The sequence below is a fragment of the Rubrivirga litoralis genome (assembly GCF_031846415.1).
Taxonomy (GTDB): domain Bacteria; phylum Bacteroidota; class Rhodothermia; order Rhodothermales; family Rubricoccaceae; genus Rubrivirga; species Rubrivirga litoralis.
The window spans coordinates 1-21,324 of sequence record NZ_JAVRHT010000027.1; the positions used below are offsets into that span (position 1 = coordinate 1).

Genomic DNA, 21,324 nt, shown 5'->3' on the forward strand with positions numbered 1-21,324 from the left:
CGAGCCGGCGGAAGGCGCCGGCGCTCTCGCTCGACGAGACGGCGGCGCTGTGGACCCCCACCCCGCCCCCACGACACGCGGGCGGGGCGGGCACCGATCTACCGACCCACCGCCCCGCTCACCGCCCGCCCCGCCGCGCGGCCCGAAAACAGGCAGCCGCCGAGGAAGGTGCCCTCGAGCGAGCGGTAGCCGTGCATCCCGCCGCCGCCGAAGCCGGCCGCCTCGCCGGCCGCCCACAAACCCGGGACCGGCTCGCCACCCCGCCCGAGCACGCGGGCGTCGAGGTCGGTCTCGATGCCGCCCAGCGTCTTCCGCGTGAGGACGTGGAGCTTGACGGCGATGAGCGGGCCGGCGTCGGGGTCGAGCAGCCGGTGGGGCGGGGCCACGCGCAGGATCTTGTCGCCCAGGAACCGCCGGGCGCCGCGGACCGCGGTGATCTGGAGGTCCTTCGTGAACGGGTTCTCGACCTCGCGGTCCCGCGCGACGACCTCGCGCCGGATGTCCGCGACGGACAGGAGCGGGGCGGCCGTCTTCCGGTTCATGCCGTCGACGAGCGCGTCGAGGTCGCGGGCGACCACGAAGTCAGCGCCGCGCTCCTTGAACCGCTCGACGGGCGGCGGCGCGCCCTTGCCCAACCGCCCCGCCAGGCCGCGCAGGCTCCGCCCCGTGAGGTCCGGGTTCTGCTCTGACCCCGAGAGCGCGAACTCCTTCTCGATGATCCGCTGCGTGAGGATGAACCACGAGTGGTCGTGGCCGGTCGTGCGGAGGTGCGCGAGCGTGCCCAGCGTGTCGAACCCGGGGAACAGCGGGACCGGCAGGCGCCGCCCGACGGCGTCCAGCCACAGCGACGACGGGCCGGGCAGGATGCGGATGCCGTGGCGGCTCCAGACGGGCGCGTAGTTCTCGATGCCCTCGACGTAGTGCCACATCCGGTCGGGGTGGAGGATCCGGCCGCCGGCCTCCTCGACCACGCCCAGCATCTTCCCGTCGACCGAGTCGGGCACGCCGACGAGCAGGTGCTCGGGCGGGGCGCCCAGCCGCGGCGGCCAGTTCTGGCGGACGAGGTCGAGGTTGGCACCGATCCCCCCGCTCGTGACGATGACGGCCTCGGCGTCGAGCGAGAAATCGCCCACGACGTCTCGGTTCGAGGGCGCCCCGCGCTCGGCGTCGCTCGGCGCGAGCACGTCGCCGGTCACGCCCGTCACCGCCCCGCCCGCGGTCGCCAGCCCGGTCACGCGGTGGCGGAACCGGAACTGGACGCGGTCGCCGTGCGCGCGGAGCTTGCGGACGAACGGCTCGACGAGGCCCGGCCCGGTGCCCCAGACGATGTGGAACCGCGGCACCGAGTTGCCCGGACCCGTCGCGCCGTAGCCGCCCCGCTCGGCCCAGCCGACGATGGGGAACAGCTTGACGCCTTGCCGCCGCACCCACTCGCGCTTCTCGCCGGCCGCCCAGTCGACGTAGGCCTCGGCCCAGCGGCGCGGCCACAGGTCGTCGTCGCGGTCGAAGCCGGCCGTGCCCAGCCAGTCCTGCCACGCGAGGTCGCGGCTGTCGCGGACGCGGAGCCGCCGCTGCTCGGGGCTGTCGACGAGGAACAGGCCGCCAAACGACCACCACGCCTGCCCGCCCAGGCTCTGCTCGGGCTCCTGGTCGAGCACGACCACGCGGCGCCCGGCCTCGGCGAGCTCGGCGGCGGCGACGAGCCCGGCGAGGCCGGCTCCTACGACGATGGCGTCTGCGTCAGGCATGGCGGGGCGGGGGCGGGAAGGGAGAGTAGCGCCGCCCCGCCCGGCGGGTGCTCCCAAACGGAGCCACCCCGCCCGGCGCGTGCGGGGCGGGGTGGCGGAGGGCGAGGCTCTCGCCGGGCGGAGCCGAACCTTAGAGCGCGGCGGCCACCTTCTTCCTGATCTCGGCGCGCGGCTCGCCCGTCTTGTGGTGGATGAGCGAGACCATCTGCTTGAGGCCGCCCCGGGTCTGCTTCATGGCCTTGTCGTCGAACTCGACGGTGGACCAGCGGGCCTTGATGCGGTCGCGGACGCGGTGCCAGTCTCGGTTCATCTTCGGGGTAGCCATCGGTGCCTGTGCCTCTCGGGGCGGATCTGCGGAGTAAAGAAAGTCTACTTGTTTGTAGAGGTTTAAGGCGTCGGGGTTCCGGCTCGCGTGCCCGGCGAGGGCGGGGCGGCACCGCGCCCGCCCCGCCCGCGGGGTCGGGCCGAAGGCGACCTATACTCCGGGACCACTCCGCCCGCCCCGCCATGCCTGCTCCGCCCCGCCCCCGGTCGTTCCGCCCCGCCCTCGCCGCCTTCCTCCTGGCCGCCGTGGCAGCGCAGGCGCAGGCTCCGGGCGGGGCGGGCGCCCAGGACGACCCGCTCGTCTACCAGACGCCCGCGCCGGCGCTCGCCGCGCTCGTCGACGCGCCGCAGACGCCGACCGTCCGCCTGAGCCCGGACCGCGAGACGATGGCGCTGTTCGCTGTCGCGGGCGCGCCGCCGGTCGCCGAGCTGGCCGAGCCCGAGTTGGGGCTGGCCGGCGTCCGCATCAACCCGGCGACGAACGGGCCGAGCCGGGCGAGCGGCTACACGAGCCTGAGCTTGAAACCCGTCGCGGGCGGGGCGCAAACCGCCGGGGTGGCGCGCGAGGTCACCGGCTTCCCCGACGGCGCCCGACTCCGCAGCCCGCAGTGGAGCCCGGACGGCCAGCGCCTCGCGCTCCTCGCCGACCGCCCCGACCGCGTCGAGCTGTGGACGGTCGACGTGGCCTCGGCAGCGGCCCGCCCCGCCCTCGACGCGGCCGTCAACGACGCGGCGCCGGGCGCGTCGTTCGCGTGGCTCCCCGACGGGCGCCTCGTCGTCCGCACTGTGCCGGGCGGGCGGGGCGGGGCGCCCGAGGAGACGACGGTGCCGACCGGCCCGGTCGTGCAGGAGTCAGCGGGCCGGGCGGCCCCGGCGCGGACCTACCAGGACCTGCTCGCGAGCCCGCGCGACGAGGCGCTTTTTGACTACTACATGACGAGTCAGCTCGTGGTGGTGGACCCCGCCGGGGCGGCCACCCCGCTCGGGCCAGAGGCCGTCTACGCGTCGGTCTCGCCGTCGCCGGACGGCCGGTTCGTGCTCACCGAGGCGCTCCACGCGCCGTACTCGTACCTCGTCCCGTGGTACCGCTTCCCCACGCGCGTCGAGGTGTGGGACCTGGCCACGGGCGCGCCGACGCTCGTCCACGACGCCCCGCTCGCCGAGCGCGTGCCCATCGCGTTCGGCTCGGTCCCCACCGGCCCGCGCGGCCACGCGTGGCGGGCCGACGCGCCGGCCACGCTCGTCTGGGCCGAGGCCCAGGACGGCGGCGACGCGGGCGCCCCGGCCGACGTCCGCGACCGGCTGTTCACGCTCGACGCCCCGTTCGCGGGCGGGGCGGCGCCGCTCGTCACGCTCCCGCTCCGCTTTAGCGGCGTGACGTGGGGCGACGACGACACGGCGGTGGTCGAGGAGTACCAGTGGCAGGACCGGACGCGCCGGGCCTACGTGATCGACCCGTCGCGGCCGGCCGCCCCGCCCCGCGAGCTGTTCACGGTCTCGTTCGAGAACCGCTACGACGACCCCGGCCAGCCGATGACGGAGCCGACTGCGGGCGGGGCGGAGGTCCTCGTCCTCGACGGCACGGACACGTTCTGGACCGGCCAGGGCGCCTCGCCCGAGGGCAACCGCCCGTTCGTCCGCCGCCTCGACCTGGCGACGGGCGAGAGCGCGGAGGTCTTCCGCTCCCAGGCGCCGTACTACGAGGCGCCCGTCGCCTTCCTGGACGAGGGCGGGGCGGTGCTCCTCACGCGGCGCGAGACGGTCACCGCCCCGCCCAACTTCGTCGCGCGCGACCTGGCGACGGGCGAGGCGCGGGCGCTCACCGACTTTCCGCACCCGTACCCCGAGCTGGCCGACGTCCAGAAGGAGACGGTCGAGTACACGCGGGCCGACGGCGTCCCGCTCTCGGCCACGCTCTACCTCCCCGCCGGCTACGACGCCGAGCGCGACGGCCCGCTGCCGACGCTCGTCTGGGCCTACCCGACCGAGTTCAAGAGCGCCGACGCGGCCGGCCAGCGGTCGGACTCGCCCTACCAGTTCACGCGCGTGAGCTACTGGGGCGCCGTCCCGTTCGTGACGCAGGGCTACGCCGTCCTCGACGACGCCTCGTTCCCCGTCGTCGGCGAGGGCGAGGCGCAGCCGAACGACACGTTCCGCGAGCAGCTCGTGATGAACGCCGAGGCGGCCATCGCCGCCGGCGCCGAGCGCGGCGTCGTGGACCCCGACCGCGTGGCCGTCGGCGGCCACAGCTACGGGGCGTTCATGGTCGGCAACCTGCTCGCCCACTCCGACCTGTTCCGCGCCGGGATCGCCCGGTCCGGCGCCTACAACCGGACGCTCACGCCGTTCGGCTTCCAGCGTGAGGAGCGGACGTTCTGGGACGACCCGATGCTCTACGTCGGGATGAGCCCGTTCATGCACGCCGACCAGATCGACGAGCCGATCCTGCTCATCCACGGCGACGCCGACAACAACCCGGGCACGTTCACGCTCCAGTCCGAGCGGCTCTACGGCGCGCTCAAGGGCCTCGGCGGGACAGCTCGGCTCGTGCTCCTGCCGGCCGAGAGCCACGGCTACCGCGGGCGCGAGTCGCTCCTCCACATGCTCTGGGAGGAGGCCCGGTGGCTGGACACGTACGTCAAGCCGGCCGCCCCGCCCCGCGCCGACGGGGGCGGGATGGAGGCCACAGGCGGGCGCTGAGGGCGGGCGGGGCTGCTGAGAGGCTGACTATCGCTGTTCTACTGGTGCCTGCTCCGCGAGGGCTACGGGTTGTTCGAGTTCGTGTCGATCTCCAGCGTCCTCACCAAAGCCTACGCGGCGTACGCCCGGACGTACCTCTACACCGAGACCGACGACAACGACCTCACGTACTTCCTCCTGTTCCACCTCGACGTCATCGACCAAGCCCTCGACAGCGTCCAGGCGTACGTCGGGCGGAAGGTGCGGGAGATTCGGGAGACGAAGGCGGTGCTCCACCCGGACGCTGGGCTGAACCCGCGGCAGATCGCCCTGCTGCGCCACGCGCTCCAGCACCCCGACGCCGCGTACACGTTTGCGTCCCACCAGATGAGCCACGGGGTCGTGTACCAGACGGCCCGGACTGACCTCCTCGCGCTCGCCGACCGCGGCCTCCTCACGTCGACGCGGGCGGGGCGGAAGTACGTGTTCCACGCCCTCCCCGACCTCGGCGACCGACTCCACGAGCTGGAGTAGCCCGTCCGTTCTTGTGCAAGCGCCGCCCCGCCCCAGACCGAGCGCGGGGCGGGGCGGGGGGAAGTGGCTTGGAGGTCGTGCGGCCGTCCGCCCCGCCCGTCGACCGCGTCTCCGGTATCCTGTGGATGCACTCACCCCGCCCCACGATGGTTCTCCGCCCCGCCGCCCTTGGTGTCCTCCTGCTCGCGGCTACTGCGCCCGTCGCGCAGACCGCCGACACGCTCGCTTGGACGCCCGAGCACAGCATGCGCTTCCACCGCGTCGGGGGCGTCGACCTCGCGCCCGGCGGCGACCTCGCGGCCTACGTCGTCTCCGAGCCGCTCATGGAGGGCGAGCAGTCGGAGTGGAACAGCCAGATCTGGGTGGCCGCAACGGACGGCTCCTTGGACGTGCAGTACACGCGCGGTGACGCGTCGGCGTCAGGCCCGCGCTTCTCGCCGGACGGCGCCCACCTCGCCTTCCTCTCGTCGCGGGGCGGCGACGTATCTCAGGTGTGGCGGATGCGGGTGCGGGGCGGGGAAGCCGAACAGGTCACCGACGCCGAGGCCGGCGTCTCGGCCTTCCGGTGGTCGCCCGACGGCGCGCGGATCGCCTACACAGCCCGCGACCCGGAGACGGACGAGGACAAGGCGCGCACGAAGGAGAAGCGCGACGTCATCGTGGTCGACCAGAACTTCGACTACACGCACCTCTGGGTGGTCGACGCGGAGCCGGGCACGGACGGCGAGCGGGACGCCCAGCGCCTGACCGGCGGCACCTTCCACGTGGCCGAGTTCGACTGGACACCGGATGGCCGCACGCTCGTCTTCAGCCACCAGGAGGACCCCCGCATCAGCACCGGCTTTAGCGAACGCGACCTCTCGACGGTCCCGGCCGACAGCGGCGCCGTCGTCCCGCTCGTGACCTGGGGCGGGGCGGACGGGCAGCCGCTCGTGTCGCCGGACGGGCGCCTGGTCGCGTTCGTCTCGCACGGCGGGAGCCCGCAGGAGGTCGGCTTGGGCGACGTCTACGTAGTCCCGCTCGCGGGGGGCGCCCCGCGCAAGCTGGCTGACACGCCGGACCGGAGCGCGTCGCTCCTGGCGTGGTCCGCTGACGGCCGGCACGTCTACGCGCTCGAGAGCGTCGGGACGACGCGCGCGGTCATCGCCATCCCGACGGACGGGGCCGACGCCGAGGTCGTCGCGCAGGGCGACGGCGTGGTCGCGAACGTCGCGTTCGACGCCGACGGGCGCACGATGGCGTTCACGTTCGAGGACCCCGCCACCCCGCCCGAGGTCTACACGTCGACGGTCGGTGCCTTCGACCCCGTCGCCGTCTCGTCGGTCCACGCCGACGTGCCGCTCCCGGCGATGGGCCGGACCGAGGTCGTCTCGTGGACCTCGCCCGACGGGACGCCCGTCGAGGGGCTCCTGACGTACCCGGTCGGCTATGAGGAGGGGCGCCGGGTCCCGCTCGTCCTCAACATCCACGGCGGCCCGGCTGGTGTCTACACCCAGTCGTTCACGGGCGGGCCGAGCATCTACCAACTGCAGACCTTCGCGCAGCGCGGCTACGCCGTGCTCCGGCCGAACCCGCGCGGGAGCACCGGCTACGGCCGCGACTTCCGCTACGCGAACGTCCGCGACTGGGGGTTCGGCGACTACGAGGACGTGATGTCCGGCGTCGACGCCGTAATCGAGAGGGGCGTCGGGCACCCGGACAGCCTCGCCGTGATGGGCTGGAGCTACGGCGGGTACCTCACGTCGTTCGCCGTCACGCGGACCGACCGGTTCAAGGCGGCTAGCATGGGGGCGGGCCTCCCCAATCTCGTCAGCATGGTGACGACGACGGACATCCCGAACTACCTCGTCGCCCACCTCGGCGGCCGCGAGGTCTGGGAAGACTACGACGCCTACGAGCGCCACTCGGCGATCTACCGCGTCGCGAACGTGACCACGCCGACCCAGGTGATCCACGGCGCCAACGACCTCCGCGTGCCGTTCACCCAGGGCCAGGAGTTCTACGTCGCGCTCCAGCGGCGCGGCGTCAAGACCGAGATGGTGGTCCTCCCGCGGACGCCGCACGGCCCGCGTGAGCCCAAGCTGCTCATGGCGACGACGCCCTACATCCTGAGCTGGTTCGAGGAGCACCTCCGCGGCCGCGACGTGGAGCCGGACCCGTGGGCGAACGCCGAGGACGACGGGGGCAGCGCGGCGGGCGGGCGCTGAGGGCGGGCGGGGAGGTTCGGGCACCACGGTTCGCCGCAGGCGTTCGTCGACAGTACGGCCCGCTCCTCCCAAGCCTCCACCCCGCCCCCATGTCCTTCGCCCGCTCCCTCGCCGCCGGCCTCACCGGCGCCCTCACGCTCAACGCGCTGAACGAGGCCGCCCACCGCCTCACCGCGCCCGACGCCGCCGTGCCGCGGCTCGACCGGCTGGGGACGGCCGCGCTCTCCCGGGCGCTCGGCCTGGGCGTCCGCCCCGCCCGCCAGGCCGACGAGGGCGGGGCGGTCTACGGCGCCGCGCTCGCGCTCGACGTGGCCGTCAACACGGTGACGTATGCGACGGTCGCCGGGTCGAAGCGGCCGGTCCTGCGCGGCGCCGCGACCGGCGCCCTGAGCGGGGCGGTCGCCCTGGCCGCGGCCGCGCTCCTGGACCGCGGGCAGGACGTCGCGCGGCGGCCGGCGACGCCGGCGCTGACCGTGCTGTGGTATTCCGTGGGCGGGGCGGCGGCCGGACTCGCGGCGCGGGCGCTCGGCGAGCGGTGACGGGGCGGGCGCGCCCGGGCTGGGCTACTCCGCCGCCTCGGCCAGCTCGAAGTCGAACCCTTTTTCGGCCGTCTCGCGGTCGAACGTCCGGTAGTCGCAGGTGAGCTCCTCGCCGGCGCGGACGGCGCGGTTGGTGACGGTCGTCCGGTCGGGCGGGTCGTCGCAGTTGGGCGCTTCGGCGTGGTTCATGAACTTGCCGTTGTCGCCGCAGAACACGTAGGCGCCGCTCTCGTCGAGGTAGCACCACGCCCGCATCTGCGACTGGTACGGCTCGGGGAAGGCGGCGAGGTCGTCGGGCGTGATCTCCCAGTCGACGCCGGGCGTGAACTCCCAGATGAGCGTGCCGGCCGGGATGTCGCGGGCGGCGAACACGCCGGTACCGTGGACGGGGCTTTTTTCGAGGTACGTGGGGACGAGGAACACGGGCGGGGGCAGGGTGGGGATGAGCCTGGGGCGGGGCGGAACGTACACCACCCCGCCCCGGCGCGGCCCGCTCTCGACGCACCGCTGGGGGCGGGGCGGCCACCGGTCGCCCCTACAGCGCGAGGGCGGGGTGGGCGCCCAGGTCGAGGCCGTCCGCGTGCCCTGCGGCGAGCTTGAAGGCGGCCGTGACGGCGATCATGGCCGCGTTGTCGACCGAGTGCGCGCGGTCGGGGACGAACGTGGCGAACCCGTCGGCCCGCCCCGCCCGCTCGACAGCGGCGCGGAGGCCGGAGTTGGCCGAGACGCCGCCCACGACGGCCACGGCGCGGACGCCCGTGCGGCGGACGGCGTCGCGCACCGCGTCGACGAGCGCGTCCACGACCGTGCGCTGGAACGAGGCGCAGACGTCGGCCCGGTGGCGCTCCAGGACGGCCGCGCGGTCGCCGCCCAGGTCGGCGATCCAGTAGCGGACAGCCGTCTTGAGGCCGCTGAACGAGAGGTCGAACAGGGGCCGCTCGCCGTGCTTGCCGGCGAGGCGCGGCGAGGGCAGGTCGAGAAAGTCGGCGTCGCCTCTAGCGGCGAGCCGGTCGACGTGCGGGCCGCCGGGGTAGGGCAGCCCGAGCAGCTTGGCCACCTTGTCGAACGCCTCGCCGGCCGCGTCGTCGCGCGTCCGCCCCAGCTCGGTGTGCCGGAAGCCCTCCTCGACGAGCGTGAGGAGGGTGTGGCCGCCCGAGACTGTCAGGCACAGGAACGGGAGCGGCGGGCGGGGCGGCTCGACGAACACCGAGTAGACGTGGCCCTCCAGGTGGTTCACGCCGACAAGCGGGAGCCCGGCCCCGAGCGCGACGCCCTTGGCCGCGCTCAGGCCGACGAGCAGCGACCCGGCCAGCCCCGGCCCCACTGTCACGGCGACGGCGCCCAGGTCGCCCATCGCCACCCCGCCCTCGCGGAGCGCGGCCTGGACGGTCGGCACGACGAGCCGCTCGTGCGCTCGGCTCGCGTGCTCGGGGACCACGCCGCCGAACCCCTCGTGCACGCGCTGCCCGGCCACGACCGACGACCGGAGCGCCCCGCCCGCCCACACGGCGGCGGCCGTGTCGTCGCACGACGTCTCGATGGCCAGGATCGGCGGGAGGTCCGGGAGGGTCATGGAATGTGGAACGCGGAAGGACGAAGGCGGAAGGTGGCGACGTGGGCGGGGCGGGGTGGGGGAGGGGGGACTAGGAAATGGGAAAGAGGGAATGGGCAGAGGGTGGGTTTGGGCCACCCCGCCCGATCCGCCCCGCCCAACCTTTCCGCCCCGCCCCGGTTGACGCGGGCGGGGCGGCCGGCCACCTTCCGTACCCCGTACCCCGTACCCCGTACCCTTATGCCCGCCCCGCTCTTCGTCACCATCGTCCTCGACGGCGCCGGGGTCGGCGACGCGCCCGACGCCGAGGCCTGGGGCGACGCCGGCGCCGACACGCTCGGCCACGTCGTCCGCCAGGAGCGGCCGGCGCTCCCCAACCTCGAGATGTGGGGGCTCGGGAAGCTCGTCGACGGGCTGGGCGGGGTGGACAAGCCCGTCGCCTCGTGGGGGCGGCTCACGGAGCGGGCGGCCGGCAAGGACTCGACGACCGGCCACTGGGCGCTCGCCGGGCTCGTCCTGGAGGAGCCGTTTCCGACCTACCCCGACGGCTTCCCCCCAGACGTGATCGACGCCTTCTGCGACCGCGCCGGCGTCGACGGCGTGCTCGGCAACCGCGCCGCGAGCGGGACGGCGATCGTGGCCGAGCTGGGCGAGGAGCACCAGCGGACCGGCCGCCCCATCGTCTACACGTCGGCCGACAGCGTTTTCCAGGTCGCGGCGCACGTCGATACGGTCCCGCTGGACGAGCTGTACCGGATGTGCCGGGTGACGCGCGACGAGGTGTGCGTCGGCGAGCACGCCGTCGGCCGCGTGATCGCCCGGCCGTTCGAGGGCGCGCCCGGCGCCTACGAACGGCTCTCCGACAAGCGGAAGGATTTTTCCTTGCTGCCGCCCCGCCCGACGCTCCTCGACGCGCTCCAGGGCGCGGGCGTGCGGACGGTCTGCGTGGGCAAGATCGCGAGCCTGTTCGGCGGCGCCGGCGTCGACGTCGAGCGCAAGACGGCCGGGAACGCCGACGGCGTGCGGCAGACGCTGGAGGCCATGCGCGAGGCCGCGGCGTCGGACGTGCCCACGTTCGTGTGGACCAACCTCGTCGACTTCGACGAGCTCTACGGGCACCGGAACGACGCGGCCGGCTACGCCCGCGCGCTGGAGGCGTTCGACGAGGCGCTCCCCTTTTTCAGCGCGGCTACGCCGCCCGGCGGCGCCGTCTTCCTCACGGCCGACCACGGCAACGACCCAACGTTCCCGGGAACCGACCACACGCGCGAGCGGACGCCGGCCCTCCTCTACCGCCCGGGCCGCCCCGCCCGCGACCTGGGCACGCGCGCCACGTTCGCCGACCACGCGGCGACGGTCGCGGCCTTTTTCGGCGTCGATGGGGGCGGGGAGGGCACGCCGTTTGGGTGAGGGCGGGGCGGTCGGATCGGGCAGGGCGCGACGTACGTTCGGCGCCTCATCCGCCGCCTCGCTCTGGGGTCATCCATGCCGCGCTTTTCGTGTTGGCTTCGCCCCGCCCTGGTTGCCGTCGCCGTTCTCGCGGGCGGGGCGGCGTCGGCGCAGCCGATGTGGCGGCCGGCGCCGGAGGGGGGCAGCGTGTCGCTCGACGTGCTGAAGGCGTTCGCGGGGCGAGACGTCGTCACGGACGAGAGAGGAGTCGTGATCGGGGACGTGGGGCCGACAGCGCTGAACACGGCCCACGTCGTCTCAGCTCGTTTTCCGGTCGGCTTTGCGGTCACAGTCGTAGCAGATTTCCCGACGGCTTACTTCACTTACGACGCGTCCACCAGCAATCCTGGCGGCGGTGCGGTCGTAGGGGATCCACAGAGCGAGTTCGGCATCGGTAACCCTTACCTCGGCGCCGAGCTCGCCGCCCGCCCCGCCCTCACCGTCGAGGCCGGGGTCCGGCTCCCGCTGTCGAGTCACGAGTTCTCCCCCGCTCGATTCACGGGCATACAGACGTCTTTCGAGGCGGTCGAGATGTTCCAGGACGGTACGTTTTCCGCGCGGCTCGGAGTCCGGTACGAGCCAGCCGTGTCACACGCCATCCGGCTCCGCCTTCTCGCCGCTCCGGTCCTCCGGACCTTCGACTCGTTCGAGCAGGACGGCCCTGTCGTCCAGGAGCGCCGTGCGACGAATGTCGAGGTGCAGTACGGTGCGCAAGTCGTCGGACTGCTCGACCGGGTCGAACTTGCGGGCGGGGTGGTCGGCCGGCTCGACACGGCGGGTGATATAAATCACTCCCCGGTCTCGCTAACGCTCGGCGCGTCGGCCCAAGGCCTGCCCGTCCGACCAGGGCTCCTCATCCGCGTCCCGATCCACGACAACCTCTTCGACACGGACGCCGTCGTCGGCTTCAGCCTCGACGTCCCGCTCCGCTAGCCGCCCTGCGCGGGCGGGGCGGCGTCCTCAGCCCGCGCCGCCGCCACCTTCCGCCGCACCTGGCGGACCGTCGAGACCGCCCCGCCCACGACGAGCACGGCCACGAACGCGTACACCCACCACGGCACGTTCCGGCCGACGACGATGAGGTAGAGGTAGGCCGAGACGAAGAAGAACCCGGCCGCGAGCGCCGGCGCCACCACGCTCCGCCCCGCCCGCGCGTTGCGGACGAGCCACGCGACGGACGCCGTGAAAAACGGGATCGCGCCGACGTAGATCACGCCGAAGACGAGCGGGTCGACGCCGTATTGGGCGCCGAGGCCGAAAAACCAGTCGCGAAGCGTGTCGAACAGGGCGGGACCCTCGGGCGGGGCGGCAGCGTGGGGCAGGTAGACGCCCGCCCCGCCCCCCACCTTTCGCCCGTGCCCAAGACGCTCTCCGACTTCCCCGACCGCGAGACGCTCGGGACCACGCTCGGCATCGACATCACCGAGGCCTCCGGCACGCGGTGCGTGGCGACGATGCCCGTCGAGCCGCGCCACCACCAGCCGCTGGGCTACCTCCACGGCGGGGCCTCGGTCGTGCTCGCCGAGACGGTCGCCTCGGTCGGCGCCTACTTGGCGGCGCCGGACGGGCAGACGGCGTTCGGCATGGAGATCAACGCCAACCACCTCCGCCCCAAGCGCGACGGCACGCTTACGGCCGTGGGCGAGCCCGTCTACGTCGGCCGCTCGACGCAGGTGTGGCAGATCGACATCCGCGACGAGCGCGACAAGCTGATCTGCACGAGCCGCTGCACGCTCGCCATCGTCCCGCTCGACGGGCGCTGAGTGGGGCGGGGCGGCTCCCTGCGCGCCCGGGCTACCTTCCGCCGTCCCACCCCGCCCCCTGGCCCCATGCTCCTCGGCAAAGTCATCGGCACCGTCTGGGCCACGCGCAAGGACCCCGGCCTGGTCGGGATCAAGTTCCTGATCGTCCGCGAACTCGACCTCGACGGCGAGCCCCAGGCCGCGTTCGTCGTCGCCGCCGACGCGGTCGGGGCGGGCGAGGGCGAGGTGGTCCTGGTGGCGCAGGGCTCGTCCGGGCGCCAGACGGCGATCACCGACGGCAAGGCCGTCGACGCCGTCGTCATGGCGATCGTCGACCGGCTGGACGTGGCCGGGGGCGGGGCGGAGATCGAGGACCGCGCCGACGAGGCCGCCCCGCTCGCGTTCGAGCCGGCGGGCGGGGCGTGAGGCTGGGCCGCGTCATCGGGAGCCTCTGGGCGACCCAGAAGGACCCGTCGCTCGTCGGGCGGCGGATGCTGCTCGTCCAGCCCACGCACGCCGACGGCGCTGACGCCGGCCGGCCGACGGTCGCGCTCGACACCGCCGACGCCGGGCCGGGCGACACGGTCCTCTACGTGACCAGTTCGGAGGCGGCCATCCCGTTCCGCCCCGCCCACGCCCTCACCGCGACCGACGCCACGATCGTCGGCGTCGTGGACCCCGAGGCGCAGCGCTAGCGGATGGCCTCGTCGATCCGCCGGGCGACGACGGGGGTGAGGTCCGCGACGAACGATGCCGCCAAGTGATCGCCGTCGCGGTAGAGGGGCCGGCTTCCACGGACCGTCTCGCAGGGCTCGCCGGAGCAGAGCTCGTCGGCCCACGCGACGTAGCCCACGCCGCCGGCAGAAGCCGCTTCCTTCTCAACCTGGGCTGCCCGATCCCGCTCCAGGTTTTTGGCCTGGAACTGGCACGCCGCCCCGCCCGACCACGGCTGCCACGCCGCCCGCGCGAGGCACCCTGTGACGTCGAAGTTAGGCCGCGGCGAGTCTTCTAGATAGACAACGTGATCGGCCGCGCCGGCCAAGTGTTGGAACGCCCGGGCCGCCCCACCCCGCCAAGCCGTGTCCCACGCGCGGACTGGCGTCCGGTCCTCGTAGGATGGCAGGAGATACGCGGACGAACTCGACGCGACGACGAGGTACGGGCGGAGCCGTGAGATTTCCTCGAACGCTGCCTCACGCCACATCGTGCACTCGTCGTAGATGCGGCCGAGGCCGGGATTAAACGTCTCGACATCGACGGCTGGGCACGCCGACTTGGTGAGGGAAACTAGTCGCCAGCCGCGCGCCATCGCCACCCGCTCGATGGCGGGAAACCACTGGGCCGCGTGGCTGTCGCCGAACAGGACCACCGTCGTGTCCGCGTCGACCACGCCGTACGAGCAGCCCTCGGCAGCTGTCGCGTAGAAGTCCGCGTGGCACTCGTCGCCGTAGACCGCCGCCAAATCGGCCCAGGCTTCCGTGAACCGGACTTGGTCCGGGCGCTGCGCCCAGGCCTCCGCCGCCTGCCACCACGCTGCCGACAGCCCCACCCCGAGCGCCGTCAGCGCGACGGCCAGCGCCAGCGACCGCCCCGCCCGCACCCGCCCCGCCAGGGCGGGGTGGTGCCGGACCGGGTCCTCGACGAGCCGGTATGACGCCTCGGCGAGCCCGAGCGAGAGGGCCACGAGCGCGAGCCGGGCAGGGAGCGTCTCAGCCAGCCCTAGCGCGGCCCCGAACACGAGCACCGGCCAGTGCCACAGGTACCACGAGTACGAGAGCCGGCCGAGCTCCTGGAGCGGGCGCCACGCCAGCGCCCGCGCGAGCGCCGTCTCCGTGCGCGCCGTCCCGGCCCGGAGCGCGAGGACCGTCGCGGCGACCGGGACGGCCGCGGCCCACCCGGGGAACAGGGTGTCGGCCCGGTACAGCGCGCCGACGGCCACGATTGCCGCCAGCCCGACCCACCCGAGCACACCCTCGGCGGCCCCCACGCGGCCCGGGTTCAGGCGCCTCGACCCGGCCGCCCCGCCCCCGGCCACGAGCATCCCGAGCGCCCCGGCCGCGAACTCCCACGCCCGGAGCGGCGAGAGGAAGAAGGCCCACGGCTGGCGGACGCCCGTGAGGTAGACCGAAGCCGCAAAGGACACGACGGCCACAGCCGCCATCCACCCGACGAGCCGCCGCCGCGACGGCCGCCGCCCCGCCCGCCGCTGCCATCCCAACGCGCCGAACGCGAACAGGACGAAGACCGGCCAGACGACGTAGAACTGCTCCTCGACCGAGAGCGACCACGTGTGGAGGAGCGGGTTGTCCTCGGCCGCCGCGCCCAGGTAGTCCGTTGCCCGCCGCGCGAAGAACACGTTCGAGAGGTACGCCGCCGTCGCCAAGGCCGACTTCGCCAGGTCCCGCTGCTCGAACGGGGCTAGAACGAGCGCGCCGACGGCGACCGTCGCTACGAGGACGACAGCGACGGCCGGGAGCAGCCGCCGCGCCCGCCGCGCGTAGAACCGCACGAGGTCGACGGTCCCCGTCTCCTCGGCCTCGTGGACGAGGAGCCACGTGATGAGGTAGCCCGAGAGCACGAAGAACACGTCGACGCCGATGTAGCCGCCGCCGAACCCCGGCACGCCGGCGTGGTAGAGCACGACGAGCAGCACGGCGACGGCCCGGAGCCCCTCGATGTCGGCGCGGAACCGGGGGCGGGGCACGAGCCGCGCGGGATTCTCAGCGGGCGGGGCGATCTGGGCAGACACAGGGCGGGGCGGCGGGTGGTGGGCACGCTCTCGCCATATCCTGTGCCTCCCTGCAGGGCGAGGCGGTATGGAAGGTTCGGGTCGCGCCCTAACGGGAACACGCGCCGAATCTAACTGAGCGGGAGCGCCCGCCCACGGCCGCCGCGGGCAGGTCGAGCACCGTCCGCAGGCCCGGCCGGACGGCGGCCACGCGGGGGACCGCGTTGACGAGCGCCGCGACCGTCGCCGTGTCGCCGAACGTCCCGCCGCGGACGACGACGTCGAGGCCCGGGTCGCCCGCGATGAGGACCCGGTCCTCGTCGGGCGCCCCGACGGCCATCGTGAGCGTGAGCGTGGCGCGGACCGCCCCGCCCTGGCGCACCGTCGCCGTCTGGTGGATGCCGGCCACGCTCCCAGCGCGGACCGTCACATGCTCAGTCTCGTGGTCGGCGTCGGACACGTGCGGGCCGAACGTCTCCTCGATCTCCACCCCGCCCCAGCCCAGGCCTGCCGCGAGCACGCGGGCCGATTCGACCATGCCGATGTGGCCAAACCCGCCGGCCGCCTCGCGCTCGCGGAACGCCTCGGCGGAGAGCCCCGCCCCCACCTTCCGCTGGAGCGGCCCCCGCCGCCGCCCAGCGTCGACCGACCGCCACACGTCGACGCGCTCGACGCGGGCGCACGCGCTCGACAGCACGACGGGCAAGAGGTCCATCACGAACCCCGGGTTCACGCCCGTCCCCACGACGGCCACGCCGGCCCGACGCGCGGCGGCGTCGACGCGCTCCGAGAAGCCCGCGTCGCGCTCGAACGGCCACACGAGCTCCTCCGCCGACGACACCACGTGTGCCCCGGCCGCGACGCACGTCATGATCTGGCCCTCGATTCGGTCGAGGAACGAGGACGTCGTGTGGAGGACGACGTCGGGCCGCCACGCGGCGAGCGCCGCCTCGGCGTCGTCGCGGACCAGGACGCCGACGGGCTCGCCTCCCAAGACCTCCCCGACGTCGCGCCCGACGGCCTCCAGGTCGAGCGCGCCCACGAGGTCGAGGGCAGGGCGAGATTGAACGAGGCGGGCGCAGGCCCGGCCGATGGGCCCGAGCCCAAACTGGACGACGCGGAGGGGCATGGGCGGGGCGGCCGTATCGCGGCGGCGGGCAGCGCTAGCCGACGACGAAGGGGTCGGTCGAAAGCCGGACCTCCTCGTCGCCGTCGGACACGTTCAGGAGGAGCCGGTAGGTCCCGGCCGGGACGTCGAGGTCGATGGGCGGCGACATGGATGTCTCGCCGGCCGGGAGCACCACGATGGCGCCGCCGCAGGTAGGGCGGTCTGGGCGCGCGATCTCGCCCCATGCCCCGGTCGTCCTCTCGGCCTCCAGCGCGGCCCAGCAGCTGGGCGGCCCAAACTCGATCGGGACCGACCCCGTGTTCTCGATCCGCAGCGTCGCGTCCGCGCCGAGCGCGTAGGCCGTTTTGTCGGTCGACAGCGTGGCGCTGAACGCCTGGCCGTCTGTGAGGGCGGAGTCGCAGCCGGCAGCCGCGAGGGCGGCGAGCAGGAAAACCAACGGGCGCATGGGCCGGGGCTGAGGAGGGGGACCAAGCTACGGCCCCCCTCTCCGGCCCTGGCGGGGCACTTCGGCGCCCCTCTCCACCACAAAGCCGCCTCAGAGAGACGGGCTCTCCGAGGCGGCGGGTTTCGGACGCCGCGTCCCTGGCTAGCGGACGTCCGAGTCGGTTGCGGGCGGGCCGCAAAGGTGTAGCTCCGGTGGAGGCGCTTCTTTCTACACCGGCGGCAGAGAACGATAACCGAGCGGGATGGGCGGAGTTCGAGAGACAGCGAATCGAGGAGACGCAGGACCAAGGCTTATCTATTTGAGATACAAACATATGATGTCCAGGCGTCGGGCGGGATGGGACCTGCCCTTCAGAGCTTGTCTGACACGCCCGTGCGCCTCGCAGCGAGACGGAGCCGCCGGACCGGCAGCCGCCCCGCCCGAGCGGCGTCCCCGCTAGCCCGCCACCGCCCCGCCCAGGCGGTCCAGGAAGCCGTCCGTCATCCGGCCCATCTCGAACGCCACGGCCGGCTCGACGACGCCGCGCGCGAACCGGGGCGCCGGCACCTCGAGGGTTGCCTCCAGGCGGAGCGTGCCCGCCGCCCCGCCCGGCGCATCGCGGAGCGCCACCCCGCCCGCGAACCGGGCGTTGCCGACGCCGTCGATCGGCGTCCAGGACAGGGCGTAGGCGCCGTCGTCGGCGTGGTAGCGGCAGGCGTAGACGGTCGTGACGCGGGCGCCGGGCGGCCCCATCGGCTCCATCGTCCAGACGAACGCGTCCGCGGACTCCGCCCCGCCCTCGGCCGCCCCGCCCTCGTACGGCTCGACCGAGGCGACGCCCGGGAACAGGGCGCCCCACCGGGGCACGTCGCGGAGCCACGCCCAGGCCGCCGCGGGCGGGGCGGGCAGGTGGAACGCGCGCTCGACCTGGACGGAGACCTCGATCACAGAAGCGGGGTGGAGGAGGAGAAAGCCGAACGTGGCCGCCCCGCCCCCAGCGCAGAAGCCTCTCGCCGCGTCTCCAGGCGTTCCGGGCGGGGCGGTCAGGCCGCGACGCCGTCGCCTGCCGCGAGGTGGTCGAACACGGACTGGAAGACGCGCGCGCCGTCCGCCCCGCCCAAGAGCGCCTCGACGCACCGCTCGGGGTGCGGCATCATGCCGACCACGTTGCCGGCCGCGTTCGCGACGCCGGCGATGTTGCGGGCCGACCCGTTCGGGGCCGCCTCGGGCACGGCCTCGCCCGCGGCGTCGACGTAGCGGAAGACGACGCGGCCCTCGCCCTCCAGCCGGTCCAGCGTGTCCGCGTCGGCCGTGTAGTTGCCCTCGCCGTGGGCCACGGGGACCGTCAGGACCTCGCCGGCGTCGAGGCCCGACGTGAACGGCGTCGCCGTCGATTCGACGCGGAGGTGGGCGTCTTTGCAGGCGAACCGGAGGCTCGCGTTGCGGAGCAGCGCGCCCGGCAGGAGGCCGGCCTCGCACAGCACCTGGAACCCGTTGCAGATCCCGAGCACCGGCCGCCCCGCCCCGGCGACCCGCACGACGTCCTTCATCACGGGCGAGAACCGGGCGATGGCCCCGGCCCGGAGGTAGTCGCCGTAGGAGAACCCGCCGGGCACGACCACGAGGTCGGCGTCGCCGACCGACGCCTCCTTGTGCCATACGAACCGGGCGTCCTGCCCGAACACGTGCTTCGCGGCGTGGTACACGTCGTGGTCGCAGTTGGACCCGGGAAAAACGAGGACGGCAACCATGAATGCGGAAGGTTGAACGCGGAATGGTGAAGGGGTACCCGCCGGGCCACCCCGCCCCGCCCGGTCGACGTACCTAATCTAGACGGTCGCGTCGGGCAGGTGGCCCTGCACAGACGCCCGTTCCGCGTTCACCCTTCCGAATTCCGCATTCTCGTGATTCCCCGCGAGCTGTTCCGCAAGATCCGCCACGTCGAGGTCCGCACGCGCGGGCTCGTCGACGACGTGTTCGGGGGCGAGTACCACTCGGCGTTCAAGGGCCGCGGTATCGAGTTCGCCGAGGTCCGCCCGTACCAGGTCGGCGACGACGTGCGGACCATCGACTGGAACGTGTCGGCGCGGACGGGCGAGCCGCACGTGAAGCTGTTCGAGGAGGAGCGCGAGCAGACGCTGCTCCTCGTCGTCGACGTGTCGGGGTCGGAGGACTTCGGGAGCGGGGAGGGCGCCAAGCGTGACCTGGCCGCCGAGGTCTGCGCCGTGCTCGGGTTCTCAGCGCTCCGCAACAGCGACAAGGTCGGGCTCGTCCTGTTCACCGACCGCGTCGAGCGGTTCGTCCCCCCGCGCAAGGGGCGCCGCCACGTGCTCCGCCTCCTCCGCGACCTCTTCGCGCACGAGGCCGAGCACCGGGGGACGAGCCTCGACGACGCGCTCGACCACGTCCTCCGCGTCCAGCGCCGCCGCGCCATTGTGATCCTCGTCAGCGACTTCCTCGTGCCCGACGACGCCGACCTCGCGCGGCGCCTCCGCGTCGTGGCGCAGAAGCACGACGTCGTCGCCGTCCGACTCGTGGACCCGCGCGAGGAGGCGCTGCCGGCCGTGGGCCTGCTCCGCGTGGTCGACGCCGAGACCGGCCGCCCCGCCCTCGTCGACACGTCGAGCGCCCGCGTGCGCCGCGCCTTCGCGGACCGCGCTGCCGCCCGCGCCGCGCGCGCCGAGGCCACGCTCCGCCAGGCCCGCGTCGACCACGTCACGCTGCGGACGGACGAGGACTACGTCGAGCCGCTCTCGGCCTTTTTCCGCCGCCGCGTGCGGGGCATGCGATGACCAGAGGGAAGAGGGAAGGGGGAAGAGGGAAGGGGGAGGCTTGTCCCGAGCCGCGCGTGCTCGGGCGGGGCGGGGCGGGCGGCTGGCCTGCGCGGGCGGGGTGGGCGGCAGCGGCTGTCCCCCCTGGCGAGGAGAACACGCCGTTCGACCTTGAGAGGCCATTTGGGATTTCTCCCTCCCCCGCCGGGGGAGGGCCGGGGTGGGGGACAGACGTCGACTCAGGGCGGGGTGGTCGGCTCATCACCCCCGTGGCTGCGCCGGCTTCGCGGCTCCCGATCTCCCCTCGCTGGGGGGAAGAGAAGAGCGGCTGGTTCCAAGCAGCTTTCGGGCGCAGCGGTGAGCAGGCGGACGGCGAGTGCCCCGGGCGGGGCGGCCGGCCCCGCGCCACCCCGCTCTGCGCCGGCAGCCGGCCTCGCCCCGACCCGCCCCGCCCCGCGCGCCTCCGGTGGCTCGTGCCCCTCGCGCTCCTCCTCGCCGCGGGCGGGGTGGAGGCGCAGAGCGCGCGGCTCTACGTGCTGGCCGACACCGTCGAGGCCGGCGAGCCCTTCGAGATCGCCGTGGCCGTCGACCACGCGCCGGGGCAGCAGACGGCGTTCCCGGCGGTCCCGGTGGACGACCCCGAGGCCGCCCCACTCCTCGCCTTCGGCGACGCCGAGGCGACGGCCGTGCGCCGCCTCCCGCCCGCGATCCGCGGCCGCGTGCGGACCGACAGCGCGGTCTACGCCGTCGCCGCGTTCGCCGTCGACTCCGCGCGCGTGGGGCCGGTCGAGGTCCGCGTCGACTCGGCGGCGGTGGCGACGGGCGTGGCCGTCGTGCCGGTCCGCTCGCTCCTGGAGGGCGCGCCGCCGTACGAGCCCACCCCGCCCGGTCCGCTCGACGACTTCCCGAGCGCGGCGCCCGTCTGGATCGCGCTCGGCGTGCTGGGCGCGCTCGTGCTGCTGGGGGCCGGCGCGTGGGCCGTCCGCACGCTCCGCCAGCCCAAGGCGGTGGGCGGGGCGGCGCCCTACCCGGCGGCGCTCGCGCGGCTGGACGCGCTCGCCCGCGAGGCGCCGGCCACGCCGGCCGAGGTCGAGACCCACGTCGTCGCCGTGCGCGCCGTGCTCCGCGAGTACCTCGCGCGCCGCCTGGGCCTCCCCGCCCTCGAATCGACGACCGAAGAACTGGACGCCGCCCTCCGCGCCGACGCCCGCGTCCCGGGCGGGGCGGCCGACGCCGTCCGCAAGGCGCTGCTCCCGACCGACCTCGTCGCCTTCGCGGGCGCCCGCCCCGCCCCGCCCGAGGTGGCCGCCTTTGGCGACCGCACGCGCGCCGCCGTCGAGGCGGTGGAGGAGGGCGTGCGGGAAGCGGAGCGCGGAGACGCGGAGGACGGAGAGAGGCCCGGACGGGGCGGGGCGGCCAGAACGCCCGACGCGCAGGCGGAGACGGCCGGCGGTGGACGCGCCGTTCGGACCGACGCCCCCAGTCCCTAGTCCCCCAG

At 74.3% G+C, this 21,324-nt stretch carries 21 protein-coding genes; 11 read left to right on the top strand and 10 right to left on the bottom strand.

Going from position 1 to position 21,324, the window contains the following annotated elements; genetic code table 11:
* Positions 1-98 precede the first annotated feature (98 nt).
* Positions 99-1,748 carry an FAD-binding dehydrogenase gene (locus RM540_RS11505; RefSeq protein WP_311664209.1) on the bottom strand — a complete coding sequence of 550 codons (1,650 nt, stop codon included), beginning with the start codon at positions 1,746-1,748 and terminating at the stop codon, positions 99-101.
* 130 nt (positions 1,749-1,878) lie between these two features.
* A complete protein-coding gene (locus RM540_RS11510) occupies positions 1,879-2,073 on the bottom strand; it encodes a general stress protein CsbD (RefSeq protein WP_311664211.1) in 195 nt (64 codons plus the stop codon).
* A 182-nt stretch (positions 2,074-2,255) separates the two neighbouring features.
* Here RM540_RS11510 and RM540_RS11515 point away from each other — a divergent pair, with 182 nt between their 5' ends.
* From RM540_RS11515 to RM540_RS11530, 4 genes are all read left to right on the top strand, one after another.
* A complete protein-coding gene (locus RM540_RS11515) occupies positions 2,256-4,772 on the top strand; it encodes a S9 family peptidase (protein WP_311664213.1) in 2,517 nt (838 codons plus the stop codon).
* An 81-nt stretch (positions 4,773-4,853) separates the two neighbouring features.
* Complete coding sequence (locus RM540_RS11520) at positions 4,854-5,285, top strand: Fic family protein (protein ID WP_311664215.1); 432 nt, start codon at positions 4,854-4,856, stop codon at positions 5,283-5,285.
* A gap of 146 nt (positions 5,286-5,431) precedes the next feature.
* Positions 5,432-7,492, top strand: a complete 2,061-nt coding sequence (locus tag RM540_RS11525; protein WP_311664217.1) for a S9 family peptidase — start codon at positions 5,432-5,434, stop codon at positions 7,490-7,492.
* 89 nt (positions 7,493-7,581) lie between these two features.
* Positions 7,582-8,031: a hypothetical protein gene (locus RM540_RS11530; RefSeq protein WP_311664219.1), complete on the top strand. Its 450-nt coding sequence runs from the start codon at positions 7,582-7,584 to the stop codon at positions 8,029-8,031.
* A 24-nt stretch (positions 8,032-8,055) separates the two neighbouring features.
* Here RM540_RS11530 and RM540_RS11535 read toward each other — a convergent pair whose 3' ends face one another.
* Positions 8,056-8,454 carry an SET domain-containing protein gene (locus RM540_RS11535; RefSeq protein ID WP_311664221.1) on the bottom strand — a complete coding sequence of 133 codons (399 nt, stop codon included), beginning with the start codon at positions 8,452-8,454 and terminating at the stop codon, positions 8,056-8,058.
* 112 nt (positions 8,455-8,566) lie between these two features.
* On the bottom strand, positions 8,567-9,604 hold the full coding sequence (gene tsaD / locus RM540_RS11540; protein WP_311664223.1) for a tRNA (adenosine(37)-N6)-threonylcarbamoyltransferase complex transferase subunit TsaD: 1,038 nt from the start codon (positions 9,602-9,604) through the stop codon (positions 8,567-8,569).
* 219 nt (positions 9,605-9,823) lie between these two features.
* Between tsaD and RM540_RS11545 the strand changes: the two genes are divergently transcribed.
* Together RM540_RS11545 and RM540_RS11550 are read left to right on the top strand one after the other, a co-directional pair.
* Complete coding sequence (locus RM540_RS11545; RefSeq protein WP_311664225.1) at positions 9,824-10,993, top strand: phosphopentomutase; 1,170 nt, start codon at positions 9,824-9,826, stop codon at positions 10,991-10,993.
* Between the two features lie 75 nt (positions 10,994-11,068).
* Positions 11,069-11,965, top strand: coding sequence for a hypothetical protein (locus RM540_RS11550; protein ID WP_311664227.1), 897 nt, complete (start codon positions 11,069-11,071; stop codon positions 11,963-11,965).
* On the opposite strand, the gene RM540_RS11555 is transcribed toward RM540_RS11550, so the two are convergent.
* Positions 11,962-12,378, bottom strand: coding sequence for a hypothetical protein (locus RM540_RS11555; RefSeq protein WP_311664229.1), 417 nt, complete (start codon positions 12,376-12,378; stop codon positions 11,962-11,964). The genes RM540_RS11550 and RM540_RS11555 overlap by 4 nt on opposite strands.
* Before the next feature lie 9 nt (positions 12,379-12,387).
* Here RM540_RS11555 and RM540_RS11560 point away from each other — a divergent pair, with 9 nt between their 5' ends.
* The 3 genes from RM540_RS11560 (at position 12,388) to RM540_RS11570 (ending at position 13,469) form a co-directional block, all read left to right on the top strand.
* Positions 12,388-12,795, top strand: a complete 408-nt coding sequence (locus RM540_RS11560) for a hotdog fold thioesterase (RefSeq protein ID WP_311664231.1) — start codon at positions 12,388-12,390, stop codon at positions 12,793-12,795.
* A gap of 66 nt (positions 12,796-12,861) precedes the next feature.
* Positions 12,862-13,200 (top strand): EutN/CcmL family microcompartment protein, encoded by a 339-nt coding sequence (locus RM540_RS11565; protein WP_311664233.1) that lies wholly within the window; start codon positions 12,862-12,864, stop codon positions 13,198-13,200.
* Complete coding sequence (locus RM540_RS11570; protein ID WP_311664235.1) at positions 13,197-13,469, top strand: EutN/CcmL family microcompartment protein; 273 nt, start codon at positions 13,197-13,199, stop codon at positions 13,467-13,469. The genes RM540_RS11565 and RM540_RS11570 overlap by 4 nt, the downstream gene beginning before the upstream one ends.
* Here the strand turns inward: RM540_RS11570 and RM540_RS11575 are convergent.
* From RM540_RS11575 to purQ, 5 genes are all read right to left on the bottom strand, one after another.
* On the bottom strand, positions 13,466-15,523 hold the full coding sequence (locus RM540_RS11575; RefSeq protein WP_311664237.1) for an acyltransferase family protein: 2,058 nt from the start codon (positions 15,521-15,523) through the stop codon (positions 13,466-13,468). The two genes, RM540_RS11570 and RM540_RS11575, sit on opposite strands and share 4 nt — an antisense overlap.
* 88 nt (positions 15,524-15,611) lie before the next feature.
* The gene (locus RM540_RS11580) at positions 15,612-16,631 is read right to left on the bottom strand and encodes an NAD(P)H-dependent amine dehydrogenase family protein (RefSeq protein ID WP_311664239.1); all 1,020 of its coding nucleotides are present in this window, start codon (positions 16,629-16,631) and stop codon (positions 15,612-15,614) included.
* A gap of 34 nt (positions 16,632-16,665) precedes the next feature.
* The gene (locus RM540_RS11585; protein WP_311664241.1) at positions 16,666-17,076 is read right to left on the bottom strand and encodes a hypothetical protein; all 411 of its coding nucleotides are present in this window, start codon (positions 17,074-17,076) and stop codon (positions 16,666-16,668) included.
* Between the two features lie 435 nt (positions 17,077-17,511).
* Complete coding sequence (locus RM540_RS11590; protein WP_311664243.1) at positions 17,512-18,003, bottom strand: SRPBCC family protein; 492 nt, start codon at positions 18,001-18,003, stop codon at positions 17,512-17,514.
* Positions 18,004-18,098: 95 nt separating this feature from the next.
* Positions 18,099-18,806: a phosphoribosylformylglycinamidine synthase subunit PurQ gene (gene purQ / locus RM540_RS11595; protein WP_311664245.1), complete on the bottom strand. Its 708-nt coding sequence runs from the start codon at positions 18,804-18,806 to the stop codon at positions 18,099-18,101.
* A 153-nt stretch (positions 18,807-18,959) separates the two neighbouring features.
* On the opposite strand from purQ, the gene RM540_RS11600 reads away from it, so the two are divergent.
* Together RM540_RS11600 and RM540_RS11605 are read left to right on the top strand one after the other, a co-directional pair.
* Complete coding sequence (locus RM540_RS11600) at positions 18,960-19,847, top strand: DUF58 domain-containing protein (protein WP_311664247.1); 888 nt, start codon at positions 18,960-18,962, stop codon at positions 19,845-19,847.
* A gap of 452 nt (positions 19,848-20,299) precedes the next feature.
* On the top strand, positions 20,300-21,316 hold the full coding sequence (locus RM540_RS11605; protein ID WP_311664248.1) for a hypothetical protein: 1,017 nt from the start codon (positions 20,300-20,302) through the stop codon (positions 21,314-21,316).
* Positions 21,317-21,324: the final 8 nt, after the last annotated feature.

Bases quoted from the DNA above. Each gene is read 5' to 3' on its own strand.
- tsaD (WP_311664223.1), bottom strand. From the start codon at position 9,604: ATGACCCTCCCGGACCTCCCGCCGATCCTGGCCATCGAGACGTCGTGC.
- RM540_RS11565 (WP_311664233.1), top strand. From the start codon at position 12,862: ATGCTCCTCGGCAAAGTCATCGGCACCGTCTGGGCCACGCGCAAGGAC.
- RM540_RS11545 (WP_311664225.1), top strand. From the start codon at position 9,824: ATGCCCGCCCCGCTCTTCGTCACCATCGTCCTCGACGGCGCCGGGGTC.
- purQ (WP_311664245.1), bottom strand. From the start codon at position 18,806: ATGGTTGCCGTCCTCGTTTTTCCCGGGTCCAACTGCGACCACGACGTG.
- RM540_RS11585 (WP_311664241.1), bottom strand. From the start codon at position 17,076: ATGCGCCCGTTGGTTTTCCTGCTCGCCGCCCTCGCGGCTGCCGGCTGC.
- RM540_RS11530 (WP_311664219.1), top strand. From the start codon at position 7,582: ATGTCCTTCGCCCGCTCCCTCGCCGCCGGCCTCACCGGCGCCCTCACG.
- RM540_RS11580 (WP_311664239.1), bottom strand. From the start codon at position 16,631: ATGCCCCTCCGCGTCGTCCAGTTTGGGCTCGGGCCCATCGGCCGGGCC.
- RM540_RS11505 (WP_311664209.1), bottom strand. From the start codon at position 1,748: ATGCCTGACGCAGACGCCATCGTCGTAGGAGCCGGCCTCGCCGGGCTC.
- RM540_RS11550 (WP_311664227.1), top strand. From the start codon at position 11,069: ATGCCGCGCTTTTCGTGTTGGCTTCGCCCCGCCCTGGTTGCCGTCGCC.
- RM540_RS11510 (WP_311664211.1), bottom strand. From the start codon at position 2,073: ATGGCTACCCCGAAGATGAACCGAGACTGGCACCGCGTCCGCGACCGC.
- RM540_RS11515 (WP_311664213.1), top strand. From the start codon at position 2,256: ATGCCTGCTCCGCCCCGCCCCCGGTCGTTCCGCCCCGCCCTCGCCGCC.
- RM540_RS11525 (WP_311664217.1), top strand. From the start codon at position 5,432: ATGGTTCTCCGCCCCGCCGCCCTTGGTGTCCTCCTGCTCGCGGCTACT.